This is a genomic window from Vibrio sp. CUB2, from assembly GCF_001557945.1.
In the GTDB taxonomy this organism is placed as follows: Bacteria; Pseudomonadota; Gammaproteobacteria; order Enterobacterales; family Vibrionaceae; genus Vibrio; species Vibrio owensii.
Genome location: NZ_LNRB01000010.1, coordinates 245,714 through 272,194, shown reverse-complemented (window position 1 = coordinate 272,194; position 26,481 = coordinate 245,714). Strand labels below are relative to the sequence as shown.

Genomic DNA, 26,481 nt, shown 5'->3' with positions numbered 1-26,481 from the left:
ACTCAATAAGCGAGAGTTTAATATTAGAGCCAAGACGGGAAAGATCCTTCCCTAGAGTAGTGAAGAAAAAACCTAGCCGATACCCTAGAAAAAACAATGCCGCTCACCTTAAGTGAACGGCATTAGAGCATCACTCTGGCTTTTCTTTTGGCTGTATTTGTAACGCTAAGCTGCGAACTTCAAACCCGCGATACCCGCAACAATAAGCAGTAAACTGATTAGCTTGATTAGTGTGGCCGGTTCATTAAATAAATAGATACTGGCAATTGCGGTACCTATCGCACCAATACCCACCCAAACGCCATAAGCAACGCCTAGCGGTAACGTTCTTAGTGCGATACCCAGTAACCAAAAGCTCAACCCCATAAATCCAATAGTGAATGCAGATGGTGCAAGCTTACTAAAACCTTCGGTGTATTTGAGCCCGACCGCCCATGCGACTTCGCATAGACCAGCAAGAAAAAGAATTGCCCAAGCCATTGAGAGATTCCTAACGATTGGGGTCGTCCCCGAGAGAGAAAAGAGCGGTGAGGTCGTCCTCACTTCTGTTAGACGCCTAGTATAAAGAAAAATTTCCCACTACTAAAACTCAGATGAGTAGCGAACAAAATCTATCCAAACCGATTAATATAAAATATAAATCCAATCACATTAAATAAAATAGACATCATTATTTAACAGTTTGAATATAACCTTCTGCTGTTGAAAATGATGCGTTTATTGCATTAATCACACAAAAGTTAAGCAAACGTGTAACTACGCAATCGTTTGTGTGACCCAGATCGCTTACAAAAGCTACTGATAACTTTAGTATTTGTGCGAATCCAATTATAAGGTATGACATACCCATGAAATACATCAAAACTCCTCTTGCTCTCCTTGTTGGTGCAGCGCTTTTAACTGGCTGTAATGACGACACTGAATACGTAGATGTTCAACCTAAAGAAGTAAAGATCGCCACTTATAACCTCTCTTTTGATCGCAGTACTTTTGAAGACCTTGTCGCTGAAATGCAGGTAGAGCCAGCAAAACAAACTGAGCTTGTCACCGCTTACCTTGATGGCACTATCGCGGATGAAGACAAAACAATGGCTGAGAAAGTCATTCAGATCCGTAACGTTGCTGCAATCATTCAGAAGAACCGTCCTGACGTTCTTATGATGGCGGAATACAACAACGACGGTACTGGTGAGGATATGGTTGCTTTGGAAGGTTTCCAAAATAACTACCTATCTGTTGCGCAAAGCCTTAACGGTGCAGGTGGTGAAGCAAACTTAGAACCAATCGAGTACCCTTACGCCGAGTCTTACTCAACAAACACAGGCCTAAACAGTGGTCTTGACCTAGATAACAACGGCACAGCTGGCCAGCTTCCTGGCGATGCTTGGGGCTTTGGCTTCTACCACGGCCAATACGCTTTCGCGTTGATGTCTAAATACGAGATCGACACAGAAAACACTCGTACTTTCCAAGAGTTCAAATGGAAAGACATGGAAGGCGCAGAAATCCCTAAAATCACAATCTGTGACGGTTCACAAACCATTCCAGATGGCATGAAGTGTGGTGACGATTGGTACACTGCTGAAGAGTGGGACGTCGTTCGCCTGTCATCTAAAAACCACGTAGATGCACCAATTATCATTCCTACCGAGAAAGGTGACGAAGTTGTTCACCTATTGATGTCTCACCCTACTCCACCAGTATTCGATCCAGGCAAGAACAAAGTTCAAAACGGAGCTGAAGTTGAGTTCTGGCATCACTATGTACAAGGCAAAGAGTACTTCTACGATGACGCTGGCAACAAAGGTGGCCTGACAGAAGGTGCAAAATTCGTCATGATGGGTGACCAAAACCTTGATCCATTAGATGGCGACGGCTTTAGTGACATCATGCAAGCATTCCATCATGATCCACTAGTAAACCAAAAAGTGATGAACGGAGAGCTTTACCCAACTAGCTTCGGTGCTGCGGAACACGCAGTAGATAGCAGTTCTACTCACCCAATCCCTAACCGCATCACTTCGACGTTCGGTCTGGGTGTTGACTATGCAATGCCTTCAGCAAACCTAAATGTGGTTGATTCTGGCGTTTACTGGGCTGCATCATACGAAGAAGGTCGTAAACTGTTTAACGATGACCGCATTGGTAAATACGGTAATGGTAAAGATGTTTCTTCTGACCACCGTATGATTTGGATTAAAGCTCAGTTCTAAAACGCGAACACGCTAACATTCAGATACAACAAAGCCTCGGTTTATGCCGAGGCTTTTTGTTTTTCAACGTTCAAACTACCAGCGGTATGTAAGTGATACGCCCATATCTTCGCTCGTCACCCAAGGAACGAGCTGAACATTTTCATCATAAGCGTCAGTGAACACGTATGCGGTCAAGGTTCCTAAAGCGGCGCCAGCAAGTACATCGCGCCAATAGTGTTTCTTCGCCTCAACTCGACCAACACCAACTAAAGTCGCGACCCCATAAGCAGGTAAGCCCGCTTCCCAACCATAGCGTAAATAGAGGTTTGTCGCCGAAGCAAAAGCGTTAGCCGTATGGTTAGAAGGGAAACTGTCATTACCACTTTTGTCTGGGCGCTCCGCATCGATGGTCGTTTTACCAATCAAACCAATTCCTGACGCAGCGCCAATACTGAAACCGGCTTGCCAAAAACCTTCCCAGTCCCCTTTATATGCGGGTACTGCTGCAGCCGTTGCAACCAAACCATAAGCACCGATATCGGTAAGCACGTCCCAATCTTTTTCACTCATCGCGTTTGCCGATTGAGCGCCACAAATAGAGACAACACCAACTAAACGTACAACTTTCTTCATTAATACAACCAATTAGAATTTATATGCGCGCGAAAACTACCACAGCCATCGCCATTGTTCGACTGGAAACTGTAACAATTAAAACGTGAATTGATTGTGAAAAAAAAGCCAACCACAAGAGATGTGATTGGCTGTATATACGTGTGAACAATTGGGTTCACTAACAACGTCAGTTGGCTAGGTGACCCTCGGCTTAAAGGGTCGATATAACTAAAGCATTAGGCATGCCAACTTTCTGATGCAGTCAAACCGATTGTTATTTAACCACTTGCAGTAAATTTGAATGAATAGTCGCTCTTACGAGATAAAATCATATGCATATTGCAAACAATCTTTTGCAAATGGCAAACAAGTTACACGGCCATTAAGGCTTACGAGCAAGGTCTCGTGCTAAAATCAAAGCTAAGCCAAAAACCTGCAAAAACAGTCCAATGCTTTTGTACCATGCGATCTTTTCTTCCAAACTCGACATAACTTCAGTTACCTCAAGGTTTTCTAGGTAGTAACTGTCGATGCGGTTTCGATAGTTAGTTTGAGCTTGATTGATTTCAGACATAAGGTTGGGCAGTTGAGTGATCTCAATGGCGCTAACCTTCTCCCCTGTCCATGCAGAAAGGTGTCCTTGTAGGACTTGATTCATCTCTTCAGACACCGCTTCGCTTTGGGACAAATGGAGATGCAGTAGCAACACTTCTCGCTTTCTCTCAAGCGTTTCTACACTGTTCCACGCCAATTGAATGGAGTACAAGTTGTCGGCCTTTTGCTCGGCCAACAAACTGGTTTCTTTTCCTAGTTTATCGAGCACCACGCTCGTCAGTACGATCGCCGCGATATTTAGCACCAATCCGATAAGAACCAGTAGCCACGCTGGCGGTAAGTAAGTCGCGTTTTTTACCATAAATTACCGTAAGGTAAGTAGATTAAGTTCAGCACCACTAAACCAATCATAGTAAAGAAGGTGAACTTCATCCCGGTCACGCGCCCTTTTAAGTCTTCACCTAATATTCCGCGCGCATGAATAATGCGCCCAATGACAAACGCAACACCAGCAAGATGAATCAGCCAAACCGATGCACCGTTGTATTCGACGAGAGCCATTAGAATCAGAGTAATAGGAATGTATTCACTTGCGTTGCTTTGGGCACTTCGGGCGATTTGAAGCGCTTCAACGCCGCCGTCAGCGTAGGCGATTTTGTTGCTTCGACGTTGTTTGATGACTTGAAAAGCGAGCCAGATGAGCAGTAAAGCGAGAATGGATGCGTAGAGAGCGGTGATCATAAATCTTCCTTCTTTAGATATTGCGATAGCATTCGAATAACGAAAACTAAGGGCTAACTATATATTAAATATAAGCTAGCCCTATGAATCTAAAGAAGGAATTGGCTAAATTGAGTGGTCAGCAAGCTTTTTTCTTTTTGATAGCTTAGCAATGCCCTCGAAGATCGTGAACAGAAGACCCACCCAAATAAAGGCAAAAGTCACCGCTTTAACGCTGTCGAACATCTCACCAAAGAACACAACAGCCAGTACAAACTGCAAGCTTGGCTCAATGTACTGCATCAACCCCACCGTCGATAAATTGGTGATGCGAATCGCAATCGAATAGAAAATCAGCGGCAAAAGTGTCACAGGCGCACTACCCAAGTAGAGCATAAAGGTGGTCATATCCACGGTTGAGGCCAACTCGCCCACTGTCACTTGTTTTACGATTAAGTAAGTGAGTGCGATTGGCGTCAGCACGACCGCTTCAATAAACAGCGTCGTGCTCCAATCAAAGTTAATCTTCTTCTTAAACAAACCATAAAGAGAGAAGAATATCCCCATTGTCAGAGCGACCAGTGGTAATTGACCGTACTGGATAACTTGATATAACACGCCGATGGTCGCCAGAAGAATCGCAATGAACTGCCCTTTTGAAAGCTTATCGCCCAACACAAATACGCCGAGTGCAACGGAGATTAATGGGCCAATAAAGAAGCCCAAGCTCGCATCAATGACGCGGTTGTTCGTTAACGCCCAAGTGAATGCCACCCAAGAAATACACATTAAGCTACTGGCAACAAACGTATACCAAAGCGATTTTTTATCCTGCCAGATCGCAGACCATTTTGGCATATGACGCGTAATCGCCAGAACGAGAACAAAGCCTACAGGCACTGAACCAATAATACGCAGCGCAAGCAGTTCATCCATCGATGCGTTTGGCAAAAAGCGATAGTAAATAGGCAACAGTCCCCAAATGACGAAGGACAATGCAGCCATAAAGTTGCCGTAACGATTACTGTTCATAACTAACTCGACAAATAAAAAGTGACGCGATTCTATAGAGCAAAGTGCTTTTGTAAAGCGAATTTGAAACGATGACTCAACTTTACAGTGCTAGGCCTTGAACCACGGCGGTAATTCCACTAACAAAACACAGCGTAAGTGCGCCAAAGCGAATCTTTTCTTTCGGCAATGACTGTGTCGTTTTGATTGCTAACCAATAACCAAATGCAGCAGCCGGCAGCAATGGCAACGTGATCACCAAATGATGAAGATTAAAGAAGCCAACGGGTATCTGGACTATCAATGAGATAATAGAGCTAAATACGAAGAATGCAGACAAGTTACCACGTAACTGATTCGCCTCTTGATGTTGTAACAATAAAGCCATAGGTGGACCACCAATCGCAGAACTGGTACCAAACAGACCAGAAAAGAAACCTGCGAACGTCATGCGTCCGGGAGTTGGTTCAATACGGAATGGGAGTACGCTTACTGCTACGGCAAACAGTACGAGAAAACCGATCCAAAGTGTGAGTGCTTCAGTGGAAACAAAGAATAGCAACGCCCCACCCGCTAGCGAACCTGGTACACGACCAATCAAAGCCATTTTTAGGCCACCAATTTCAACACTGCTGCGGTGCTTCATTGCGTTCATTAATGAAATAAACAGAGCAACCAAGCAGATTGGTGCAGGTACATATTCAGGTGCCCAAAGAATCAGCAATGGCGCAGCCACAATAGCGAGGCCAAAACCAATGGCGGTTTGAACATAAGAGCCAAGGAAAATCAGCCCCATTGCAAGCAAATTAGTTGAATCGAAATCCATCGATATGATCTTATATTTTAATTAATTATTAGAGAGCTGATTGAATACACACCACCTATCAATACCTCACTCTCACCCCGCGTAGGATTCACCAAAGCCATTAAAAACACAATCAAAATGTTTCAATATCTGAGTTCTTAAGTCTCACATTTTGCGACTTACAAAATCAGTGGGGCCCTGTCATAACATTTATAAAACGAATGCTATCAAGAACAAAAATATGGAACTATAATCACACTCCATTTAGAGTGAATACACCAATAAAATTCACCAAAGATGAACTTTAGTAGTCTATAGCACCATAAAATACATAAATATTAGACTATCGTATCAACCTAACTTAAAGATGGTTTATGAAAAGAAAATCAGGTTTTACTTTAATTGAGCTTGTTGTTGTTATCGTAATTCTCGGCATCCTTGCTGTCACTGCCGCGCCACGCTTTTTAAACATTCAAGACGATGCTCGCGAAGCTCGTTTAGAAGGTATGAAAGGTGCAATCGCTTCAGGTCTAGGAATTGGATATGGGAAAATGGCGACTGCCGGTCTAGAACATTTACCTTATGTATCGAATTACAACTCTTATAAGGTTTCGGATAGCTATACAATTCCAAAACAGGACTTACCATTCGACGGATGTAACGTAGGTGGGAGCAACAACTGTGTGTTCCTCTATGGCTATCCAGATGCAGACAACGATAGTTTGCCTCTTCTTATTCAGAGTCTAGAGAGCTCAAATTCGGACTGGGAAATCTTGCGTCATCCTAAAGACGATAATCGCAGAGAAATTGTCATCATTGCGAAAGATGATCCTAAGGGAAGCCTGACAGAGTGTGGGGTTTTATATGGTCCACCAAGAAACAAGTCAGATAACTACAAGCTCGAAGTTCTTCCTTGCCCATAATAAAAAGGCTGCCAATCGGCAGCCTTTTTATTATCTGTAGAAAGTTACGCGAAGCTAAACACGTGCTTATCCATCATGTTCACCATACGGCCAATCTCTGGCTTCGTGATGGTGTCATTCGCACCAAGAGATAACGCTTTCGCACGGTTGTCTTCACTCATCAAAGAGGAGAACATCACGATTGGTGTTTGGCTGTAGGCTTCAGTATCACGTAGTCGTTTCACTAAGTGCATACCGTCCATACGAGGCATTTCTACGTCGGTAACAACGGCATCAAGCAACTCACGAACTGGCAAGTTTTCTTCTTTCGCTACGTCGATCAAGCTCATCAGTTTTTCATACGCTTCGCCACCATCTTTACAGGTGATCACGTTATACCCCGCAGAAGCCAATGTATCTTGAATCAATGAACGAATAAACGCAGAGTCGTCCACAACCATGATGGTTTTTGCGTTACGCTTACCTACCATGCGTTGGTTTAGATCAACCGACTTATCGCCCGTCACATCGTACTTTTCCATACTCAGTTCTGGATTGATGTCTGCAATGATCTTCTCGAAGTCTAAGATCATGATCAGATTGCCATCTTTACGAACTACCGCAACAACACAGTCTTGCTCACCCGCTTCTAAGAATTGGCTTGGAGATTCAACGTCGTTCCAAGAAATACGGTGGATACGCGAAATACTGTCGATCAAGAAGCCATTCGTCATCTTGTTGAAGTCAGTAACAATAACAAACTTACGCTCAAGATCACGACGCGTAGGAACACCAAGCCAACCAGCAAGGTCAACCAATGGCGTTAACACTTCACGCGACGAGAATACGCCGATCATATGAGGTTGTGCATTCGGATAATCAGTAGTCTCCGGCACGCGAATCACTTCACGCACTTTAGCGACGTTAATACCGTAATAACATGTTTTTGTGCTGCCATCTGGCAATTGTTTTTCTAAATGGAACTCAATGATTTCAAGCTCATTGGTGCCACTTTCAGTCAGAATAGTACTGGTTACGTTACTCATAAACCCAATTATCCAAAATACGCATCAAGAAAAGGCTTGATGCAATGCCACAGAGAATCACTTCACAGGCGTAAAAATCCAAGAATCCTTTTGTAGTCTTTGAGACAGAATTTGTAAATAATCAAAAGGATGCTGACCGCACACTTCTATATCAAATGATGAAATTTCGTCTCATTTTTGAACAAAACTCAGTCATGAGCTCGATATAGAAAAGACGTCTGTTTAGATAGCGGCAGCAAATAGAAAAAGTTTAGCGATTTATTAGTGTGTTTTAACAACCGACTCATTCGAAACTCGGTGACGCTCACCGTATACGCCTTCTTCCGTTCGAACACCACAGCTAATCACCATGGTGATTTGGTCACTGTTACGCAAGCCAAGCAAAGCTTTCACACGTTTCGAATCAAATCCTTCCATCGGGCAAGTGTCGTAGCCCTTCTCTCTCATGGCATACATAAAGGTCATGGCTGCAAGAGAAACACTTTTGTGCAAGCATACGCGAACATCCGCTTTACTCACCTCACGCACCATAGGTTTATTACGCCCCAACCACCAGCTGTAGAGCTTACGAACGACTCCACGAACACCAAATGCATCGTTGTTATAAACCATTGGGATGAGTTTTTCGTAGTACTTTAGAGCGCGCTTGGCCGCAGCGTCGTCACGGCCTTCAAAAGCTTGGCGCACAGTCTCTGCGTTGCGCTTTGCGCGCTCTTTCCAGTTATGAGTCGTGGCAACAAACACCACCAATTCGTTGGCTGTCTTAGCGGCGTTTTGTCCCATACAAAGCTCAGCAAGCGCTGTTTTTTTATCTTCTGATATCACACGATGAAATTCCCACATCTGCATGTTGCTGCTGTTAGGACTTAATGTGGTTAGCTCTAGGGCCTTGGCAACATCATCATGGTTAAACTCAGCGCTCCCGTCGTATTTTCTGACTGAACGGCGAGATTGAACAATAGATTCAAAAGAAGTTTGGTTCATAACGGACTCAAAAGATGGGAAAAACGCGATCTTACTGATTCACACCTCACCTGCAAGCGCAAATACGAAGCCAGACACAAAATCGTGTCTGGCCGTCTTATTATTGAAGTTTGAAAAAACGTATTTGGTCTGAAAGGTTAATCGACATTCTTGCCAATTCGTCGGCGGCCTGATTACTATCTTGAATCATATTAACCGTCTGATCGACTTGGTCTCTTACCGATACGACACTTTGGTTGATCATTTCCGCTGTCGCACTCTGCTCTTCTGTTGCCGCTGCAATTTGTGTGTTCAGAGCGTTCGTTTGTTCAATATTGGTAGAGATACTAATAAAGGCATCGTTCGCAGATGCAGATTGATGAACCGTCTCCTCAAGCATTCGCTGTCCTGCATCGATAGAATCCACCACTTGAGTCGTGTTCTGCTGCAACGTATGAATTCGATCACCAATTTTTTCTACTGCTTTTTGGGTTTCTTGAGCCAACTGACGCACTTCATCCGCAACGACTGCAAATCCACGTCCTTGGTCACCAGCCCTTGCAGCCTCAATCGCTGCGTTTAATGCAAGCAAGTTGGTCTGCTCTGCAATGGTTTGGATGACTTGAGTGATGTCTGCGACTTCGGCTGTACCATTGGATAATGTCGCGACTTTCTGGCTCATTGTGCCCATTTGAGTTGCTAGCCCGCCGACTTGCTCAGTCGCACTTTGCATGACAACTTGCCCCTGCTCAGACACCTCCGACGCCACTTCGGCCTCACGAGACGCGCCATTCGCATTTTGTGCAACTTCAGCGATCGCAACCGTCATCTCGTTAACCGCCGTCGCGACTTGGTCGGTTTCCATTTGTTGCGATTGCGCATTGCTTAATATCTCAGAGTTTACAGCTGATAATTCTTCCGAAGCGGAAGCAAGAAGATCACTGCATGAAATAACTTCAGAAACGGTTTTATACAACTGCTCTTCCATGTGATGTAAGGCATCAAGCATTTCTGCCACCTCATCACTCCCCTTCACTTGTTGTTGCTCTGCCGAGATTTCACCGCGACTCAACTTCTCTGCTACTTGCTTTGCGAACAAGACATTGTTGGTAATATCGCGAGATATAAACACGCACAGCAAAGACAAAGCCGGAAGTCCGATGAACAGCGCTAATGCTACGTTAATCGTGGCTTCTTCAGTGGTCTGTTGTATCTCTTCTTTTAGTAAGTTCTGGTCATTGACAGCGTCTGTTTTAATACCGTTGATTTGTTCTGAAATATCAAAACCAATCTCCTTTAACACGTCCCATCGAGCATTTCTTTCTCGAATTAACACAGCCACCTGAGACAAGGAACTCGCAAAGCTGTCCGTTAGTGCATTTAACTGCTCTTGATTAACATAACCAAGTTTCGTCAAATACAACTTCCACTCGTCGAGCTTTGATTCAAACTGCTGATAGTCACTCTCATTATTGGTCAATAGGTATTCTGTCGCTTCTTGTGTTAACGCTTTAAACACCAAGGTGGCATCAGCAAGCTCTGCACGATATTGCGTTACATCTGTCGCTTTAGAAAGACGTTTTTCTAATTTTGATTCCACTTGCTTTTGAAAAGAAACAAGTTCGGCAACCTTTAGATCTCGCTCTTTCATTAAGCGAGAAACGTCATTTAGATTTTCCATGTAGCGAACCAATTCAGAAGTCACCTTTTCAAATCGAGTTTTACGCTCTGGATCGAAGGCATTTTCAGCCTGTTTTTGTGCTTCGGTAAGGGCTAATTTTAACGCATCCATAGATCGAGAAAAAAATTGAGGATCGCGATTCGTCCGATATGTCAGTGCATTGGTTCGAGCGGTTAAAAGGTTCGTTTCGATCTCGGTTGCTTCAAAAGCAGTGTTATTGATGGTTTGAAAATGAATAAAATTATTGTTGATGTGTTTGGTGGTAACAATACCCACCACGGTGATTGCAAATAGCACCAAAATAACGGCACTTAAAATCAGGTAAAACTTATGTTTTATTTTTTTAACCTTGTTTAGCATTCCGCCTAACTCCATGAAAACAGCAAGAATGAAATACTAAAAACCCATGGATTCAGGCGCAAACTGATCAACCAAAGCAAAATTACCTATCCTATTGTTATCATTGAACTTATTTCAGAATGTCAGTTTTTTCCGACGAGAAACAAAGATTGATACGTCAATGCAACACTGTGATTCGCTCACAATCTATCTACTTGATTCTATTATTTTTTGCGCGAAGCAATCTCATAAACGAGACACGCCTTTTCAAATAATGAAATTGTCATTTTCACCCATCCCTCACGGATTTTTCCTACAATCTTACCTCTTTTATTGAGTGCTGAAAGGAAGCGGCAAGTAAATTGAAATATCAGGTGAGGTACAAAAATGAATAATGTTCTTATTATCGACGACCAACCGCTATATAGCGAAGCGCTCGCTTCTCTTGTTCAAACCGCTTTCCAATCTGTTAATGCCGTAGAATCAACAGACAGCGCTGAAGTTATGGAAATTATTCGTAACCAACCTGTAGATTTGGTTATTTTAGACGTCGTACTAGGTGATCGAGACGGCATGCGCTTGGCTAAGAACATATTAGCGACAGGCTACCAAGGCAAAATCTTGTTTATTTCTTCTCGCGATTACTCGAGCTTGTCAAAAGCCGCATTTGAAATGGGTGCACACGGATTTTTAAATAAGAATGAAGCGAAAGCCACCATTATGGATGCGATCGTGAGCGTAACGCGTGGATATTCGATGTTTAAAGCGACGCATAACCAATCATCGGGTAACGTCACTTTATCTAACCGAGAAGCGATGGTATTTCACTACCTTGCACAAGGTTACTCAAATAAGAAGATCTCTGAACAACTGTCACTGAGTGCTAAAACCATCAGCACCTACAAAACTCGCATCTTGAAGAAATATCATGCCGAGTCTGTCGTAGAGCTTCTTAATACTCTTCCTCAAGAAGAATGTGGCAGTCTTTGCTGTTAGTTTTGTTCAGACACTCAGTTTAGGTAATTACGTATCTCGCGATGGCATCAGTTAATAACTGGTGCATCGAGTTGTAGCGATGAGTTTGTTTCATCTGCACCACAACTTTCGGACGCCCCTCTGGGTAGAAGGTTTCCGGTACTGGAATAAAATTAAAACCATCTATCGGTTTTTGATACTCAAGCAAAATTGTCGCTGCAGCCCTTTTTCTGATTACCTTTAATAAGCTGGTGATGTTTCCGATAGTCGCGACTCGGTCAATATTTAATCCGCTCTGCTCAAGCGCTCGCTTCGTCACTTGCTCCCTATCCTTCCAACCCGCTAATTCCAGTAGGATAAATTTAAGCTCACACGCTTTCTCTATATCGTGAATACCCAGCTCTTCTGGAACCACAACAACAGCAGGCGCGTAGCCAATAAACTGTTGATGGATCGTTTTAGGATATTCTTCATTAAAGTAATGCAATTGCATATCGACTTTATCTTCCAGAATATCGGCGATGGTGTTGTCTGTACTGCTTGCAACATTCACGTAAGCATTGGGAAACAAATCCATCAGGTCACCTAAAAGCAAGTGACCAAACGATTGCTGTGCAGATTGTGGCAAACAGATAGTAATGCTTTTATCGTAAGACAAAGGATCAAATTCACGTCGTACCAAACAAGACTCAAGCTGATCGAGCGCACTTGTGATTTCTGGCAGTTTTCGTTTTAAGTAGTCGGTGGGTTCAAAGTGATGAGCGTGCCGAATGAAAAGCTCATCTTCCAGTTGTGTTCGTAAACGAGTCAGGTATTTACTGATTGATGCTTCGCTTTTCCCTAGTGCTTTCGCAACAGGCTTAAGTTGGCGATGTCGCTCTAGCAGCACCAGTATTTTGAGCAAATTTAGGTCTAGATCTTTATTCACAGCGCGGTTACCAAATAGAATCAAAGATTAAAATTGTGTTTTTTATAATTACCTTCAGCCAAATACAAAGAAAGCAGCCTTTGCATAGGCTGCTTTACTATAGAAGACCAAAGTCACGTTTTGGTCAAGTTTATCAAACTCTTATATCGCCACTTACTGACATTTAAGTCATTTATTGCAATTTGCAGATGTAAGACACTGTCTCACTTTAGCATCGCTTTCGCTTACATTCGTATAGATCTTCATCTGCACGCATGATGACATCTTGCAAAGATTCATGCTCGCTACTTACCGCTAATCCAGTACTTACTCTGATATCTACCTCCATTTTCTTTAATGGGTTGTCCTTAACTACATCTTGTAACTTCTTCTCTAACATAGATGCTTTGCTAGCGCTGCAACCCGGTAAGATAGCCACAAATTCATCTCCCCCGGTTCTAACCAAGTAGTCTGTGGTTCTGAATACTTTGCGCATTGCCTCTGCGATAATCACGATAACCTCATCACCCACGTGATGCCCAAACTTGTCGTTAATTCGTTTGATTCTGTCACCATCAATGGCAATAACAGAATATGGTGCGGTTCTTAACTTGCGCTTAAATAGCTCTTCTCGAAATACTTTCCGATTGAAGAGTCCCGTCAGCTCATCTTTGGTTGCGTTTGAGATGGCATTGGCCAATTCGACTCGTTTCTCTCTTGTTTCTTGTACCTTCGAAAAGTAGGCAAAGGCGACTGTGAAGTAAATCAAAAATAAAAACGAATAATCAATAACGACTTTACTCAATGGGTAGTCGTAAACAATTAAGTTATTGTTGTCTGCCATGTAAGTTTGACTATACGCAAAGTGTGGCCAAGGATAACCAGGAAAGAACAGCAATATATGCTTGTAACCATTATTGATGTTGACATCAATCGCCTTCCCTTCCTGATACAGTGAATTCAGATACACTTGCTCTCCGAATTCACCAACCAATTTCCCGTTCAGATACACAGGACTCATGATGGTGAATGCCATCGCTCCCGAATAAGGCGTTTTGAACGGGTTAGATATTAGAATTCGGTCCGTTAACTGATCATTCCAAGCCGACAACAAACAGGAGTAGTTCTTTTTACACCACTCTTCATTGAATTCGACACGTTCTTTACGATCCAAACCCTCCACAGGGTGGTCGAAAATCAGCTTATTCCCCGTGTAAGAACGGAAATAAAGCAGAATACCTTCACGGTCATAGATACTTGAAATAAACCGCTCAGCTTCATGCATCGCTTTACGTGCGATGGCCTCTACAAAATCTAACTCTTTATCTTCGCCTAATGGATATACGGAGTCTGGAAAGTTGTATTCCGTGCTATCAATAACGTCTTGCGCGCTTTTATTCGCGTACGCATCAAGCTTTTCTTCTGTCAGTAAACCAAGCATGATCACTTTCTGCTTCATCTTGGTCACGCTTTCCGTATACAAGCCGAACTGCTTTACTTCATAGGAGATCACTAGCGCCCCTATCAGCGTTATCGATGTCATAAACAGAAGTGAAGACACGAACAACGACAGGTATAAGTTTTTTAGCTTCATCCTGAACCTCTTCGTGCGTTATGTATCGGCAACTTTCGTCAGTTCAACGATGTTTTTTACATTGAACTTATCCAGAACGCGTCGCTTGTAGGTGCTAACAGTCTTGTCACTGATAGACAGGACATCTGCGATATCTCGGTTACTCTTCCCTTGCAGTAGTAACTTCATGACGGCGCTTTCACGGCTGGATAACGTCGGTACATTTCGATGTTCTTCTACCGTTTGTTTGAATTTGAAGAACGAGTACCCTTTCGCTACGGCTTCTATCGCATCTTTCAAAATTTCATGGTTTTCGGACTTACACACATAACCATCAGCGCCCGAGCGAAACGCCATTTGACTATACATGTGGCTGGTCTCAGCAGAGAAGAAGATGACCTTGCCACTGAAACCATGAGATTTAATACGCTTATAAAAATCGTACCCATCACAGTCCGCGAGATTCACATCCAAAATGAGCAGACCGATATCCGATTCTTTCAGTGTTTTTAGTGCGTCTTTTGAGCTTGTTGCCGTCATAACTTCATTTGCAATGCCTAGGCTTTCGACCAAGGATTTAATAGCAATGCAAACCAGTGGGTGATCATCAAAGATCAAGCAGTTCATTTTATTCATCATTCTTTTCGTTCAATATCGTTATTGCTTCTAATGGCATAGGTTTATCGATGTAATAGCCTTGGCACACATCAACGGTGTATTGGCGCATGGCCTCTAGCGTTACCTCGTCTTCCACCCCCTCTGCGACGACGCTAATGTTTAAGCTTTTTGCTAGCGCGCATATCGCTAACACTATGTTTTTCTTTTTCGGGTCATGAACTAACCCTTGAACGAATGAACGGTCGATTTTCAGCTCGTTGAAAGGCAGTTGAGCAAGCTTTTCTAACGAGGATGAGCCGGTACCGAAATCATCAATACTGATCGTTACCCCATTCATTCGAAATTTAAGTAGGTTCTTGTAGAGCGCTGGACTGGTTTGAAATGTGTCTCGCTCTGTTATCTCTATCGTAAATCGGTCCGGACTGATGCCATGCTCCTGACAACGGAAGATAAATTGGTTCGCAAATTCCGCGTCTTCTAGGTTGTCATGATCGACATTGAGGGAGACATGTTGCTTGAGTCCGCGATTTTTCATGTCGTATAACGCGTTGCTAAACACTGCATCAAATAACTCTGCTGACAAGTGACAACGTTCAACAATCGAAAGGAAATTATGCGGAGCAAGCACGCCGTAAATCGGATGAAACCAACGAGCAAGCGCCTCATAACCGATAATCTCGCCAGAGTTGGCATCTGCTAAAGGCTGGTAATAGTTTTTGACTTTACCTTCAGCCAATGCGAACAAGAACTCTTGGTCTTGAACGCAGATATCTTGTTGGAAATGTGTATTTTTAACCGGTTCAAGCCCTGCTCTTCTCAGCATTTCGACTACTTGGCTTTCATCGTAGGGTTTAAGTAACTTACCCAGAACTTCAAAACTGAACGTCTCGCACATAGCGCGCACAGCTGTAACGATTGTCAGCTCCATCGCACTGACCAGCACGACTTTGCCGCGATAACCAATCTGGTTAAGCATTTCCATCATGTCGATGCCATCTTTGTTTGGCATTTGCAGATCACAGAAGATAATGTCGATATTCGCCGATTTTGCGTGGGCAATGGCTTTATCGACGTCATCGAATGACGCAACGTCTACGTTGTGACGCAGCAACATTTGCTTTAACAGCGTAATTTGCAGTGGATGGTCATCAATCACCATCGCGTTTAGTGGTTTATTCATGAGCTTTTATCCAATGTTCTGCGAGGTTGATTTCTTGTTCGATTCGGTCAATAAGGCCAGTGACATGTGATTCAAAGTCGGCGTCGCTCGCCTGCTCTGCTTCAACGCACAGTTCGGCCAAAATGCTGACACCAATGGCACCGAGCGCTCCTTTAATTCCGTGGATAATGCGTTTTTTCTCTAACTTGCTTTCTGCTTGTTTTAAGTTGGAAACGTCTTGTGTCATCGAACTCTTAAACACATTCGCAATCTCATGCGCATCTTGCTTTCTGAACTTCTCAATCCACTCAGGCCACTTCGCCTCTTTTTCCTGACCAAGGTAAGGCAGCAGCTTCGACTTGAGTTTTTCTAAGTCATAAGGCTTGTATAAGATGTCATCAATCCCGATGTTTTTGGCTCGTTCATTGGCTAAGCGAGAATCCTCTGCTGTCACGCCAATTACAGGGATCGAAGCGTGCTCAGGTGTTGCTTTAAGCTTCTTCACTAGCTCAAAGCCATCCATCTCTGGCATATGGAAATCGGTCAGCACTAAGATCACTTGATCGTCTCGGTTTACATATTGCCAAGCTTCTAATCCGTTACTGACGATCACAGGCTCGATGCCAAGTTCTCGCAGCTGCATCGTAATTACGCTTTGGTTAATCGGGTTATCTTCTGCAACCAAAACCGAACCGTGCTTCCAATACACGTCACTGAGTTTTTTAGTTTGCTTTGGCTTCAATGAACAATCTTGTGTTAACAGCGCCAAAAGTGTGTCGGGGTACTTAGCGTCTGAAGGAGAAAGCTCACATTCGCGGTTCTCCCCACACACCAAATTGAGACCTTGGAATTTGCCTTGAGATGAAAACTTACCCGCCAAGCATGGCGCTACATCCGTAGACTCCATTCCCCAAACTAGACACCAATCACGAACATTCGAAGGTAAGGTTGGTGAGAAAGTATAACGAATGGCCGCTTGCGGTTCAGCTTCGCAGAAAATCACTGGTAGCTTCACCACCATTGTCGTGCCTAGGCCGAATTGGGAATCGATGCAGAGATCCCCGCCCATGCATTCCACAAGACGGTCAACAATGCTCAAGCCGAGCCCTGTGCCACCGTACTTACGTGTGATCGTGTCATCGGCTTGCACGAACGGTTGAAGAATGCCATCAAGCTGTGTCTCCGTCATGCCGATACCTGTGTCTGCAATCTTCAGGATCAACTGCCCTTCATTCATTGCTACGCTAACGCTGATCTCACCATCGGTGGTAAATTTCACCGCGTTAGACAGTAAGTTTGTGGTGATCTGAACCAAACGCACCGCATCAACTTTCAACCAAGGATTCACAAACGGTTTGAAAGTCACACGGTAATCCAAACCTTTACTTACGGCCTTTGGCTCGAAGCTACGCACAACATCACTGAGTGTGGTCACCACATTGGTTTTGGTCGGCGTGACTTTTAATTGACCCGCTTCAAGCTTGGAGTAATCAAGAACCTCATCCACCAGTAGGTTCAAGTGATTAAGAGAACGCATCGCTTGGGTTATGAGTTCTTTACTAGATTCACGATTAGTCTGACGGGTCAACAAGTCCAATAAGCCGTGTGCCGCAGATAACGGAGTTCTGAGTTCGTGGCTCATTGTCGCCAAAAAGTTTTCTCGCGCACGAACCGCAGTTTGTGCCTTCTCTTGCGCATCAATGAGTGCAAACTCTCGCTCTTTCTGCTCGGTGATATCTTGTAAAACGGTTAGAACGAACTTCTTCTTGCTGCTTGGTGAAAGAATGGATTTACGCTCTCGATAAACATGCTGAATACCGAGCTTACAAGCATTAGATGCCGTCGTATCCGATATACGCTTTCCTGCAATCACTTGGCGCAGTTCGCGTACGTTATCCACCAGCGGTTTCGCCCCCTTTCGGCTTTGAATCGTACAGCCTTTGCAGCGATTATTGCGGTACAAAGAACAGTTGCTCATCTGGATCTGATTATCTTCACCGTGGATAAAGACAATGCTGTTGATCTCTTGGATTATCTCCATCAGCCACTGTTTTTCTTTTTCTTCGTTGGTCGCGTTGAGCTCCGCCAAATTCACTTTTAACTTAAGATGAGCCAGAACGAAGTAAACAATGGCAAGCAAGATGACGAACACCACCGCGACAAACAGCACGATGGTAAAGATATGCTCTTCGTCGTATCCATAGACCAAGTTGAAGTTACGGTATGTACGGTTGAGTTTGTCTATCTCTTTGGCATCGATCGTGTCGATGATGCTGTCGAGGATCTTCTTTAATTTGGTGTTGTGGTTTGCTACAGCAAAAGCAATAGAAAGCGTAAGGACGTCTTTTTCACTGATAAGCAGCCCATCGATATTATCTTGCGCAATCATGCTGTGAACGATGTCGTCCGGGACATAGGCGACATCGATCTCCCCTGATTTCAAATCGCTCAGCAACTGCTTTAAATCGTCGTAACGAGTGAAACGCTCTTCTTTCCATGAATCTAGATTCACCAACCCCTGCTTCTTTAGGCTCATTAATATGCCCGATTTCGCATCGTGAGGCGGATGACTGTCTACATCGAGCGCTTCAATCGCGACAAAGTTGTTGTGCATAAAAGGTTTGGTGATGAGCCAATCTGAAGAACGCGCATGATCTACGTAGGCGACAGGAACAATGTCGGCGCTAAATGCGGTCAAACCACTGTTTAAGCTGCTGCTAGGTTTTAAGTATTCAAACTTAAGTCCAGTCCGAGATTGGATGAGGTCAATAAAATCCGGTAGGAAGCCATCTAAACGACCAGTGTGCGAGTTTCTGAACAGAAACGGGAACGCCTCTTCGCTACTGCTGTAAGTGATGGTCTCTTTGTTCTTGAGATCACGGCGGTATTCCACCAGCAATTTGTCGTTGACGTGATAAGGATTTTTCGATGCAACAGAGCGAATGTTTTTACCATTGCGCTCCCAACTTAAAATGCGATCAATTCTATCGACAAGCGCTTGGTTTTCCTTAGAAGTAATAAAGCTCACGTCCTCCTCGTTTAACCAACTTGGGATATCAACCGAGCCATTCACAATGTCGTTCTGATCTAGATATTGGTTGATCGCGACATAGGTTGAGATCAGCGCATTCGCACGGCCAGTTCTCACCTCTTCAAATGCTTTAGCACGTGTTTGAACTTCGCGAACTTTGGTTGCACCCATGTCTTTCAGGAACTCGCAATATACGGTTCCTACCACGCATACCCATTGCAGTTCTCGAGGGTCGCGTTTGTAGTAACTGTTTTCGCGATACCAAACAGCGACGGTGCTAGAGAAGAAAGGTTCAGAGAAAATGAATCGGGCTTCACGCTCAGGGGTTTTACTAAAACCAACGGCCCCGTCAATCTTGCCACTTTCAATATCATTGAGGATATCGGGAATGTTGTCATAAGAGCGCAGAACAAGCTTGAGATTGAGAACCTTCGCAATGTTCGTGAGGTACTCTAGGTTAATACCATAGAAGGCGTTCACCTTAATGCCGGCATTAGGGTCATCGGACATTTGTGCGATCACGCCAACCACAACGGCATCAGTTGGTTCTTCCGCAGCGAGAGAATAGTTTGAAGACGCAATTCCGATGAATGCGGCAAAAAATACAACGGTTTTTCTTAGAATGCTGAACATAACGACTTCCACGACTTGGGAGGTCAGACTAATTTGCACAGCTTAAATGTCAAACTTCGACAGTTTGAGAAATGTTTTTATATCACTGTTATTAAAAGACTTTATTCGATTTCGTCAGGACATTCTTACAAAATTATCCACCTTGGACTACAACACATTTGCGTAGACCATCTCATCATCAACACGAAACTGTTTGCACAACAAATAAACAGCATAACGTGCGTCACAATAAACAAAAGAGTATAATTAGACACCCGCTTGTGATGAAAAAAAGACCACACTGGCTAAGTGTGGCCTTGATGATTAATCAACCATACATGTTATTTCATTAAGACAATGAAACTGATTCTTCCCGTTATTCTTGGCTAGATACATCGCCATATCGGCTTCATTGATTTTCTCGTCCAACGTCGAACCGTCTTCTCTCGACCAATAACTCACACCGATGCTGGCAGAGATGTCACACGTTACGTCACCAAACTGAAATGGCTTGGATAAACTTTCTATGATGCGTTGTGCAATAGGCTCACAACTTGTCGCATCCCTTACAGCAATCAAAAACTCGTCACCAGCCAAACGCGAAACTAAATCTCTGCGAGCGACGCAGTTCATCAAGCGTTGAGCAACGACTTTGAGCAATTGGTCGCCTATCGCGTGACCGTATTTGTCATTGACGGCTTTAAATCCATCCAAGTCGACAAACAAGATATGCTGAGAAGCACCGACATCGTGCTTTTCTTGTAGACGGCGCATTGCTTTGGAGCGGTTCGCAAGCCCAGTGAGCGGGTCATGATTCGCTTGGTAGTTCAAACGCTTCAATTCAATATCAATGGTTAGATCGGTAAAGGAAACAACAAAGGCTTCTGCTCGACCCGTTTCGCTCTTCAATACACGTACTTTCAACTCACAAGGCATCACGCGCCCTTGTTGGTTTTTGAGCTCTACATGCGTCTTGTAGTGCCCAGTTTTGAGTAATCGCAGTTTGACGGCCTTTGTGACTTCAAAAGGCGATAAAAGCTCTAACGTTTTTAATGCATCTACTTCACCAAACCATTGTGTCGCGGCGTGGTTTTGAGTTTGAATGCCCAATGCTCGATTAAGCACTAAGATTGCGTCTTGGTTTTGATCGAACATCAGATCCAGTAATTTACGGCGTTGCTCGGAAAGCGTTTGCTCCGTGATGTCTTGCAACTGAATCAGACTGCTCTTTTCCGTGTCCATTGGATTACAAGAGATGAGATAACGTTTGGTCTTATCCAAACTTCGGACTTCAACACCTTTTACCGTCGTGTGAGTGTCGATCGCAAACATCACCCGCTCAATTTTTGACAGGGGCTCAAAGCGGCTTACGAGCAAACGTCTGATTTCAGAGTTTACCTCCATGCCTCGTAATTCTTTAGACGCGATCGGGTTAAAGTACGTTACCCTATGACTTGAAGAAACTACCAGAACGCAACGTTGCATTGCATCGAGCGCACTGTGTATATAACGGTTTTTGTCCTCAACACGTTTTAGAACCTGCGCGACCTGAGACTCACGCTCTGCCAAGCTCATGGTCATTTCATTAAAGCACTCTGTCAGCTTCCCTACTTCATCCTGGTGGTAAACAGGCAGAGCTTTACGAATCACCCCGACTTTACTCATATGCTCTATTGAGCGATGCAGAGACAAAAGCGGCAACGAAATAAGTGAATGCAGCAGCTTCGCCAAAGCCCATGCACACATAGACAGCAGCAGCACAATAACGCCAAGCGATAACCACATCTTGCGCTCATTGATGAGTAAGTTTTCTAACGATACCCAGATCTCTAACGCGCCAAGCTTTTCATCACCTAAGACCACATCATAATGACGCATCACAACGTTAAGATGCGAGCACTTCAAGGTACGGCTTTGCCATTCGCAGCCTTTTGGTAGATCTTCAATAGATGCGATGGTTTTATCATGTTGATTCACCACCAGCGCTGAAATCACATCGGGATCAAAACTCAGGTTAATCAGTTGCTCTTTCGCGGTGTATGAATCGTCAAACATCAATGCCGCTTGAAGTGTATTCGCAACTCCCTGACCAAGAATATTGGTACGACGCTCTAACGCGCTTTCTTGGGCTAGGACTAAGTATTGAATGGCAAGCGTGCCAAGACCTATAACTATGAGAGTAATCATAAGCCAAGTTGGAAGCATCATTTTGTGACGCAGTGGTAATCGAGCGAGACGGGAGCGAATCATGGCACCACCTCATCTTCGACTAGAATCGAAATACTGAGCAACTGAGCCCGAAGTTGTACTTGAGTGGGCGCCACATGACCGCGCGATACCATAGGGCGGATACGGTTATTCACTTTCACAAATGCTACCATTCCTCCCATCAAAACAAACTGTTCACCATTGCTGATTAACAACGAATGAGGATAAGTTTCTCTCAGCGTTTCAATCTGGGAAGGCTTCGCTTGTGGAATATAAAGAATATGGCAAGTACTCGGCTTTACATCGCTCGACAGGTCATAGTAACGAGAGAGCTGAGGCTTGCGAGCAACAATGCGTTTTAAATGCTCAGCGACGGAGTCACCCTCAGACACACAATATTCTACAGGCGCAATAGACTTGCCTGTTGCCCCCCAATCGGCGAGTAAAGCAAATCGGTACAAGTAGACCGCTTTCAAATCGGCATCGTCATATTGACCGAACGCGAACGTTGCACTTAGCAATGCCCATAAGGTTATGCCCCATTTAAAGGCAGAACTCTTCTCGAATCGTCTCACCATCTGGCGTAATCCCAATCTAGCGTCAACCAATACTGTGTGCCATTAGCAAAAGAGTTGTAATTGTTAGGAAACTCTTTGCTTTGGTCAGCCCCTAAGTTCTCGACCGACGCGATAATCTCTGGCATACAATCGTTGTACTGCCAGCTTAGAGATGCATCAAAGGAAACGACTTCAGGCCAGTTGTAGTCTTTATTGGCAACAGACACTGGATTCAATGCGGACTCGTAATCTTCATGCAGTTCCGATTCAGAAACATATTGACCACTGACACTTACCCACCATTGCGGTGTGATGTCCCACATTACTTGCGCATTCACAAAGTGGTTTGGCTCATTTTCAATCATTCGTTTCACAGCATCATTGTTTGAGCAGATGGCTCCTTCACAATGACCAACAATTCGCTTATAGCTGTAGTTTGCGTTGATTTGAAGATCATCGCGGGGTTGCCATTTCACAGCGATTTCACCACCAAAACTTTCGCTCCATATCGGATCAATCAGCTTAGACGTATATTGTTCCACCACAGTGCCAATAGTCCCCGGAGATGAGCCCTCTGCGATAATGTTTTGAGTCGCAGATTCAGTTTTATAAACGCGAATGTTTTCGTGTCGGGTGTAAAAGCCACCGATGCTGAATTGCAAACGATGTTCATCCCAAAAACGATAACCAAGTTCATACGTAGAGACAGACTCGACATCCAGATCTTCATTGCCTTTAAGCAACGTACTGTAGTAGTAATCGTAATAGTTGTTATCGCTGAACATTACGTTCTGCATGTATTGGTTTTCACGCAGGTAAGTACTCAACTCAAGGCGTGACGGCGTCACTATCGCTTTCCCCCAACCTGCCCAAATTCTTTGGTTGCTTGCAAGCTCATAACTCAAGCGAACTTGCGGTTGCGGATCGATATCATGAGTCAGGTTATTGTATTGCCAACGGTTGCCCAGCGTTAACTTGGTCTTATCCATTACGGGAATATTCCAGTTCATGTACACGCCATAAGACTGGTTCAGAAAATCAGGGTCTTCCGCTACACGTAAATAAGGCATTGTCACCTCATCACGCTTTGAAAAGGTGCCAAATTGCTCATCAATCAGGCGAGCGTTACCGCCAAGGGTTAACTCGGTACCCCATAAATCAGAGAAAGTGTAATGTGAATCAAGATCGGTTCTAAAGAACTTTGCATTAGCATGAGTACTGTCGTTAGAGCTGTAGGTAAACCAAACTTCGTTTTCCCAACTGTCGCCATTGGCGCGGTCAAAAATATGATGGCCACCAACGAAGTACTCTTGCATCGTCATTTCGGTTTCAAAAGAACGCATAGACTCTGCACCAGGCATGATGAAATGCGGTTGGAAGTTACCCCAGTTGTAATCTTCACGGGAACGAATGCCACCAGCCTGAACACTCAATGTATGTTCATGCTTCTGATAATCCAAACGACCACCAAAGCGCTCGGTATACACATTGAAATGCTGAAACGGCTGTACACGCGCTTCATCGCTGGTCCATGGCATGTGCTCAACGAACTCTCCGTAAAGACTGTAGTTTGCGTATTCTCCAGCAGAGCCCGCATGATGGAGCTGATATTCACTGTAGTCGTAGTTTCCGAAACTGGTTGACACCTTCCCTTTTGCCGCACCGTCTGCTTCTTTTGTGATGACGTTGATAACACCAGTTACGGCATTGCCGCCCCATACTGTGCCAACTGGACCGAGTACGATTTCGATCTGAGCAATGTTGTCCATGCTGACGGGGATTAAATCCCAATCCACACCAGAAGACATCGGGTTAAACACACTACGACCATCAACCATGACCAGCATTTTATTGTTCAAGGTTTCATTATTGCCACGCACGGTCACACCCCAATCGTAATTGGAGTATTTCGCGACATGCAGTCCAGGTGCCAAAGATAACGCATCAGCTACAGAGCGCGCACCAGAGCGTTTAATCTCTTTTGCGGTAATGACATATACAGACGCGGGCGTATCTGCAAGGGATTGCGAGGTTCGAGTGGCCGAAACAACCTTGGTTTCAGCCAAGGAGCACAATGGCATTTCGAGTAAAGAATCTAGATCATAGTTAGCAGAGGCAGGAGCAACAGCTCCGAACGTGGATGCAATCACGAGGTTTAACGACAAACGCATAGGGGTATTTCTCAACGTTTGAACGCAAAAAATAATATTTGGGGGAAGAGGTTCAAACGTTAAATTACAGTGTATCTATATGAGTACAGTGTACCATTTGACCTAGTGTGGTTCATTTTAAACCAACGCCAATTACGCTGAGTTATTTTTGTCGAGACGATTAATTGATATGCCAGATAGTGGGTGTTGGGTGCAGAGAGTGAAAAAGCGCCGAATGGCGCTTAAATAGAAACGTTTTAATTCCAAACGGGCTCGCCGTATTCTTCACAGCGTTTTTTATCATAGTATTCAATACGCCCACCTTTACCGACAAACTGCGCCTGCACTACCATTCCTGCATCCACAAACTCTCGGAAATAGTCGCATGACACATAAAAACTGCTGTCCTGAATGACTATAGGTACCCATTCGTAACCGCCGCTACGAGGTAAGTAAGACTTGAATACAATGACCCCGTCATCCGAAACCTCAATCGCTTGGTCATATTCATTAAGTTTGTAGAAACGCTGTCCATCAAGTTCGGCTTTCGCATATTCAATAGTTTCTTGAGTTGCCGTAGAAGTCGGTGTTTGATTCGGCATTGTTTGACAGCCGACGACCGATGTTGCCGCCACCAACAGCAAAGTTAATTTAATTGTTTTATTCATTATTCCTAACCACTGTAGTGTTAGTTATTATTTTTGTCATGCGTGTACATGACCTTCAAGAAAAGAAAAGCGCCTTTCAGCGCTTATCATTATACATCCCTTACCCAAACGTCCTCGACGTCTTTTTTAAGAAGGTCAATCACACTTTGGTGAATGAAAACTAAGCCAAAATCTTCTTCTAGTTTAAATATCAATCGTTCTTCTAAGGGAATATTTTCTAATTTAGAAAAGTCAAACTCTGTCGACTCGATGTCTAACCAGTTCAACTTGCCGTATTGTTTTTCTTTGTCCGTCAATTTATAAGTTTGATGGATATAAGGCATTCGATAATCTTCGTAAACTTTAATTTGATCATCTGTTGGTTGGCTTGGAGAACAATCCACGCGAGCGTCTAACCACTCTACTCCGTGTACGACCAGTTTCTCTACTTCTGATGCAATATCACTGATGATAAATAGCTTTGGAGAAAAGGTCATTTCAAGCAGTAAATCAGGCTCAACTGGCACTATTGGCTTAGGGCTTTGTTGGAATGGGAAGTTACCTAAGTCTTGTTTAGTTAGTAAATGATATTGTTCTTTCATAATTAAAATACAGGTGCCTCTTCATCAAAATCAAATGGCTCTTGCACGAGACCTACTGCGCCATTTTTCTCTGCGATATCCCAAACATTATCAACCAACTCAGTAGAAAAGAAAATCGTGTCATCTGAGCCTTGCACTCTGAATATATGCTTCTTATGTGGTTCAATAGCGTTGTACTTCGACTCAGATATGTATAGCTCAGAGACTACTACCTTTGGAGGTAAGCCTAGATGAGACTTATCCCTAGTAAACACAAAACTTTCCTCATCATTAATAACGTCAATGGTATTATTAACCGACATGATGTAAAAGCCCGTTAGTTGCCTGCAAGTGGAATGTAGCTCGGCAGGCAGGAATATCACACCATATGGATCCCACGCCATAATAGCTTCCATTATCAGTCTAGAAACTAGCCGATCACCTTTATCGATTATATCGGGAACGTCTTCGAGTGGGTGTTCACCAGCAGTCCAAACTATAGGAGCAGATGTTGAAACTGGAACGAATATATCTGTAGAATATAAAAATTCTCTGCCATCAGCTGGTTTGGCAATAATATCACTACCTAATAAGTTTTCGCTAAATGTTGTTAGTTGTTCAGTGCTCATTT

General features: G+C 43.8%; 23 protein-coding genes. 3 read left to right on the top strand and 20 right to left on the bottom strand.

The window, feature by feature from the left end:
* Window positions 1-165 precede the first annotated feature (165 nt).
* Window positions 166-480 carry a multidrug efflux SMR transporter gene (locus tag ATB78_RS17765; RefSeq protein WP_005441333.1) on the bottom strand — a complete coding sequence of 105 codons (315 nt, stop codon included), beginning with the start codon at window positions 478-480 and terminating at the stop codon, window positions 166-168.
* Between the two features lie 368 nt (window positions 481-848).
* Between ATB78_RS17765 and ATB78_RS17755 the strand changes: the two genes are divergently transcribed.
* Complete coding sequence (locus ATB78_RS17755; RefSeq protein WP_061009573.1) at window positions 849-2,213, top strand: endonuclease/exonuclease/phosphatase family protein; 1,365 nt, start codon at window positions 849-851, stop codon at window positions 2,211-2,213.
* Between the two features lie 75 nt (window positions 2,214-2,288).
* On the opposite strand, the gene ATB78_RS17750 is transcribed toward ATB78_RS17755, so the two are convergent.
* The 5 genes from ATB78_RS17750 to ATB78_RS17730 form a co-directional block, all read right to left on the bottom strand.
* A complete protein-coding gene (locus ATB78_RS17750; RefSeq protein WP_061009571.1) occupies window positions 2,289-2,828 on the bottom strand; it encodes a phosphatase PAP2 family protein in 540 nt (179 codons plus the stop codon).
* Window positions 2,829-3,192: 364 nt separating this feature from the next.
* Complete coding sequence (locus tag ATB78_RS17745) at window positions 3,193-3,726, bottom strand: hypothetical protein (protein ID WP_045414830.1); 534 nt, start codon at window positions 3,724-3,726, stop codon at window positions 3,193-3,195.
* Window positions 3,720-4,106, bottom strand: coding sequence for an MAPEG family protein (locus ATB78_RS17740; protein WP_009705272.1), 387 nt, complete (start codon window positions 4,104-4,106; stop codon window positions 3,720-3,722). The genes ATB78_RS17745 and ATB78_RS17740 overlap by 7 nt, the downstream gene beginning before the upstream one ends.
* 105 nt (window positions 4,107-4,211) lie before the next feature.
* Window positions 4,212-5,117, bottom strand: coding sequence for an EamA family transporter RarD (gene rarD / locus ATB78_RS17735; RefSeq protein WP_061009570.1), 906 nt, complete (start codon window positions 5,115-5,117; stop codon window positions 4,212-4,214).
* Between the two features lie 82 nt (window positions 5,118-5,199).
* On the bottom strand, window positions 5,200-5,922 hold the full coding sequence (locus tag ATB78_RS17730; protein WP_005441319.1) for a sulfite exporter TauE/SafE family protein: 723 nt from the start codon (window positions 5,920-5,922) through the stop codon (window positions 5,200-5,202).
* Window positions 5,923-6,275: 353 nt separating this feature from the next.
* Here ATB78_RS17730 and ATB78_RS17725 point away from each other — a divergent pair, with 353 nt between their 5' ends.
* Complete coding sequence (locus tag ATB78_RS17725) at window positions 6,276-6,824, top strand: prepilin-type N-terminal cleavage/methylation domain-containing protein (RefSeq protein ID WP_038893380.1); 549 nt, start codon at window positions 6,276-6,278, stop codon at window positions 6,822-6,824.
* Window positions 6,825-6,868: 44 nt separating this feature from the next.
* On the opposite strand, the gene ATB78_RS17720 is transcribed toward ATB78_RS17725, so the two are convergent.
* The 3 genes from ATB78_RS17720 to ATB78_RS17710 all read right to left on the bottom strand — a co-directional run bounded on the left by ATB78_RS17720 (window position 6,869) and on the right by ATB78_RS17710 (window position 10,853).
* Entirely contained in the window at window positions 6,869-7,849 is a 981-nt protein-coding gene (locus tag ATB78_RS17720) for a chemotaxis protein (RefSeq protein WP_054823213.1), read from the bottom strand.
* A gap of 261 nt (window positions 7,850-8,110) precedes the next feature.
* Window positions 8,111-8,833 (bottom strand): nitroreductase family protein, encoded by a 723-nt coding sequence (locus tag ATB78_RS17715; RefSeq protein ID WP_061009568.1) that lies wholly within the window; start codon window positions 8,831-8,833, stop codon window positions 8,111-8,113.
* Window positions 8,834-8,933: 100 nt separating this feature from the next.
* The gene (locus ATB78_RS17710; RefSeq protein WP_061009567.1) at window positions 8,934-10,853 is read right to left on the bottom strand and encodes a methyl-accepting chemotaxis protein; all 1,920 of its coding nucleotides are present in this window, start codon (window positions 10,851-10,853) and stop codon (window positions 8,934-8,936) included.
* Between the two features lie 366 nt (window positions 10,854-11,219).
* On the opposite strand from ATB78_RS17710, the gene ATB78_RS17705 reads away from it, so the two are divergent.
* Window positions 11,220-11,828: a response regulator transcription factor gene (locus tag ATB78_RS17705; RefSeq protein WP_061009565.1), complete on the top strand. Its 609-nt coding sequence runs from the start codon at window positions 11,220-11,222 to the stop codon at window positions 11,826-11,828.
* 19 nt (window positions 11,829-11,847) lie between these two features.
* Here ATB78_RS17705 and ATB78_RS17700 read toward each other — a convergent pair whose 3' ends face one another.
* The 11 genes from ATB78_RS17700 to ATB78_RS17650 all read right to left on the bottom strand — a co-directional run bounded on the left by ATB78_RS17700 (window position 11,848) and on the right by ATB78_RS17650 (window position 26,479).
* Window positions 11,848-12,735 (bottom strand): LysR family transcriptional regulator, encoded by an 888-nt coding sequence (locus ATB78_RS17700; RefSeq protein WP_061009584.1) that lies wholly within the window; start codon window positions 12,733-12,735, stop codon window positions 11,848-11,850.
* Window positions 12,736-12,943: 208 nt separating this feature from the next.
* Window positions 12,944-14,308 carry a GGDEF domain-containing protein gene (locus ATB78_RS17695; protein WP_061009562.1) on the bottom strand — a complete coding sequence of 455 codons (1,365 nt, stop codon included), beginning with the start codon at window positions 14,306-14,308 and terminating at the stop codon, window positions 12,944-12,946.
* 18 nt (window positions 14,309-14,326) lie between these two features.
* Window positions 14,327-14,926, bottom strand: a complete 600-nt coding sequence (locus ATB78_RS17690) for a response regulator transcription factor (RefSeq protein ID WP_061009560.1) — start codon at window positions 14,924-14,926, stop codon at window positions 14,327-14,329.
* The gene (locus tag ATB78_RS17685; protein WP_061009558.1) at window positions 14,916-16,085 is read right to left on the bottom strand and encodes an EAL domain-containing response regulator; all 1,170 of its coding nucleotides are present in this window, start codon (window positions 16,083-16,085) and stop codon (window positions 14,916-14,918) included. The genes ATB78_RS17690 and ATB78_RS17685 overlap by 11 nt, the downstream gene beginning before the upstream one ends.
* On the bottom strand, window positions 16,078-19,728 hold the full coding sequence (locus ATB78_RS17680) for a transporter substrate-binding domain-containing protein (RefSeq protein WP_061009556.1): 3,651 nt from the start codon (window positions 19,726-19,728) through the stop codon (window positions 16,078-16,080). The genes ATB78_RS17685 and ATB78_RS17680 overlap by 8 nt, the downstream gene beginning before the upstream one ends.
* Window positions 19,729-20,031: 303 nt before the next feature.
* Window positions 20,032-21,957, bottom strand: coding sequence for a diguanylate cyclase (locus tag ATB78_RS17675; protein ID WP_061009554.1), 1,926 nt, complete (start codon window positions 21,955-21,957; stop codon window positions 20,032-20,034).
* Window positions 21,954-22,493, bottom strand: a complete 540-nt coding sequence (locus tag ATB78_RS17670; protein ID WP_005437953.1) for a YfiR family protein — start codon at window positions 22,491-22,493, stop codon at window positions 21,954-21,956. Before ATB78_RS17670 ends, ATB78_RS17675 begins: the two co-directional genes overlap by 4 nt.
* Window positions 22,487-24,643: a TonB-dependent receptor gene (locus ATB78_RS17665; RefSeq protein WP_081096620.1), complete on the bottom strand. Its 2,157-nt coding sequence runs from the start codon at window positions 24,641-24,643 to the stop codon at window positions 22,487-22,489. Before ATB78_RS17665 ends, ATB78_RS17670 begins: the two co-directional genes overlap by 7 nt.
* Before the next feature lie 236 nt (window positions 24,644-24,879).
* A complete protein-coding gene (locus tag ATB78_RS17660; RefSeq protein WP_061009550.1) occupies window positions 24,880-25,290 on the bottom strand; it encodes a hypothetical protein in 411 nt (136 codons plus the stop codon).
* Between the two features lie 89 nt (window positions 25,291-25,379).
* The gene (locus ATB78_RS17655; protein WP_053301295.1) at window positions 25,380-25,871 is read right to left on the bottom strand and encodes a hypothetical protein; all 492 of its coding nucleotides are present in this window, start codon (window positions 25,869-25,871) and stop codon (window positions 25,380-25,382) included.
* Between the two features lie 2 nt (window positions 25,872-25,873).
* Window positions 25,874-26,479, bottom strand: coding sequence for a DUF1629 domain-containing protein (locus ATB78_RS17650; RefSeq protein ID WP_061009548.1), 606 nt, complete (start codon window positions 26,477-26,479; stop codon window positions 25,874-25,876).
* Window positions 26,480-26,481 lie beyond the last annotated feature (2 nt).

What these genes read in the sequence shown, in the direction of transcription:
- ATB78_RS17685 (WP_061009558.1), bottom strand. Translation starts at nt 16,085, where the DNA reads ATGAATAAACCACTAAACGCGATGGTGATTGATGACCATCCACTGCAA.
- ATB78_RS17660 (WP_061009550.1), bottom strand. Translation starts at nt 25,290, where the DNA reads ATGAATAAAACAATTAAATTAACTTTGCTGTTGGTGGCGGCAACATCG.
- ATB78_RS17720 (WP_054823213.1), bottom strand. Translation starts at nt 7,849, where the DNA reads ATGAGTAACGTAACCAGTACTATTCTGACTGAAAGTGGCACCAATGAG.
- ATB78_RS17710 (WP_061009567.1), bottom strand. Translation starts at nt 10,853, where the DNA reads ATGCTAAACAAGGTTAAAAAAATAAAACATAAGTTTTACCTGATTTTA.
- ATB78_RS17695 (WP_061009562.1), bottom strand. Translation starts at nt 14,308, where the DNA reads ATGAAGCTAAAAAACTTATACCTGTCGTTGTTCGTGTCTTCACTTCTG.
- ATB78_RS17765 (WP_005441333.1), bottom strand. Translation starts at nt 480, where the DNA reads ATGGCTTGGGCAATTCTTTTTCTTGCTGGTCTATGCGAAGTCGCATGG.
- ATB78_RS17650 (WP_061009548.1), bottom strand. Translation starts at nt 26,479, where the DNA reads ATGAGCACTGAACAACTAACAACATTTAGCGAAAACTTATTAGGTAGT.
- ATB78_RS17715 (WP_061009568.1), bottom strand. Translation starts at nt 8,833, where the DNA reads ATGAACCAAACTTCTTTTGAATCTATTGTTCAATCTCGCCGTTCAGTC.
- ATB78_RS17725 (WP_038893380.1), top strand. Translation starts at nt 6,276, where the DNA reads ATGAAAAGAAAATCAGGTTTTACTTTAATTGAGCTTGTTGTTGTTATC.
- ATB78_RS17690 (WP_061009560.1), bottom strand. Translation starts at nt 14,926, where the DNA reads ATGATGAATAAAATGAACTGCTTGATCTTTGATGATCACCCACTGGTT.
- rarD (WP_061009570.1), bottom strand. Translation starts at nt 5,117, where the DNA reads ATGAACAGTAATCGTTACGGCAACTTTATGGCTGCATTGTCCTTCGTC.
- ATB78_RS17730 (WP_005441319.1), bottom strand. Translation starts at nt 5,922, where the DNA reads ATGGATTTCGATTCAACTAATTTGCTTGCAATGGGGCTGATTTTCCTT.
- ATB78_RS17655 (WP_053301295.1), bottom strand. Translation starts at nt 25,871, where the DNA reads ATGAAAGAACAATATCATTTACTAACTAAACAAGACTTAGGTAACTTC.
- ATB78_RS17755 (WP_061009573.1), top strand. Translation starts at nt 849, where the DNA reads ATGAAATACATCAAAACTCCTCTTGCTCTCCTTGTTGGTGCAGCGCTT.
- ATB78_RS17675 (WP_061009554.1), bottom strand. Translation starts at nt 21,957, where the DNA reads ATGATTCGCTCCCGTCTCGCTCGATTACCACTGCGTCACAAAATGATG.
- ATB78_RS17670 (WP_005437953.1), bottom strand. Translation starts at nt 22,493, where the DNA reads ATGGTGAGACGATTCGAGAAGAGTTCTGCCTTTAAATGGGGCATAACC.
- ATB78_RS17680 (WP_061009556.1), bottom strand. Translation starts at nt 19,728, where the DNA reads ATGTTCAGCATTCTAAGAAAAACCGTTGTATTTTTTGCCGCATTCATC.
- ATB78_RS17665 (WP_081096620.1), bottom strand. Translation starts at nt 24,643, where the DNA reads ATGCGTTTGTCGTTAAACCTCGTGATTGCATCCACGTTCGGAGCTGTT.
- ATB78_RS17745 (WP_045414830.1), bottom strand. Translation starts at nt 3,726, where the DNA reads ATGGTAAAAAACGCGACTTACTTACCGCCAGCGTGGCTACTGGTTCTT.
- ATB78_RS17740 (WP_009705272.1), bottom strand. Translation starts at nt 4,106, where the DNA reads ATGATCACCGCTCTCTACGCATCCATTCTCGCTTTACTGCTCATCTGG.
- ATB78_RS17750 (WP_061009571.1), bottom strand. Translation starts at nt 2,828, where the DNA reads ATGAAGAAAGTTGTACGTTTAGTTGGTGTTGTCTCTATTTGTGGCGCT.
- ATB78_RS17705 (WP_061009565.1), top strand. Translation starts at nt 11,220, where the DNA reads ATGAATAATGTTCTTATTATCGACGACCAACCGCTATATAGCGAAGCG.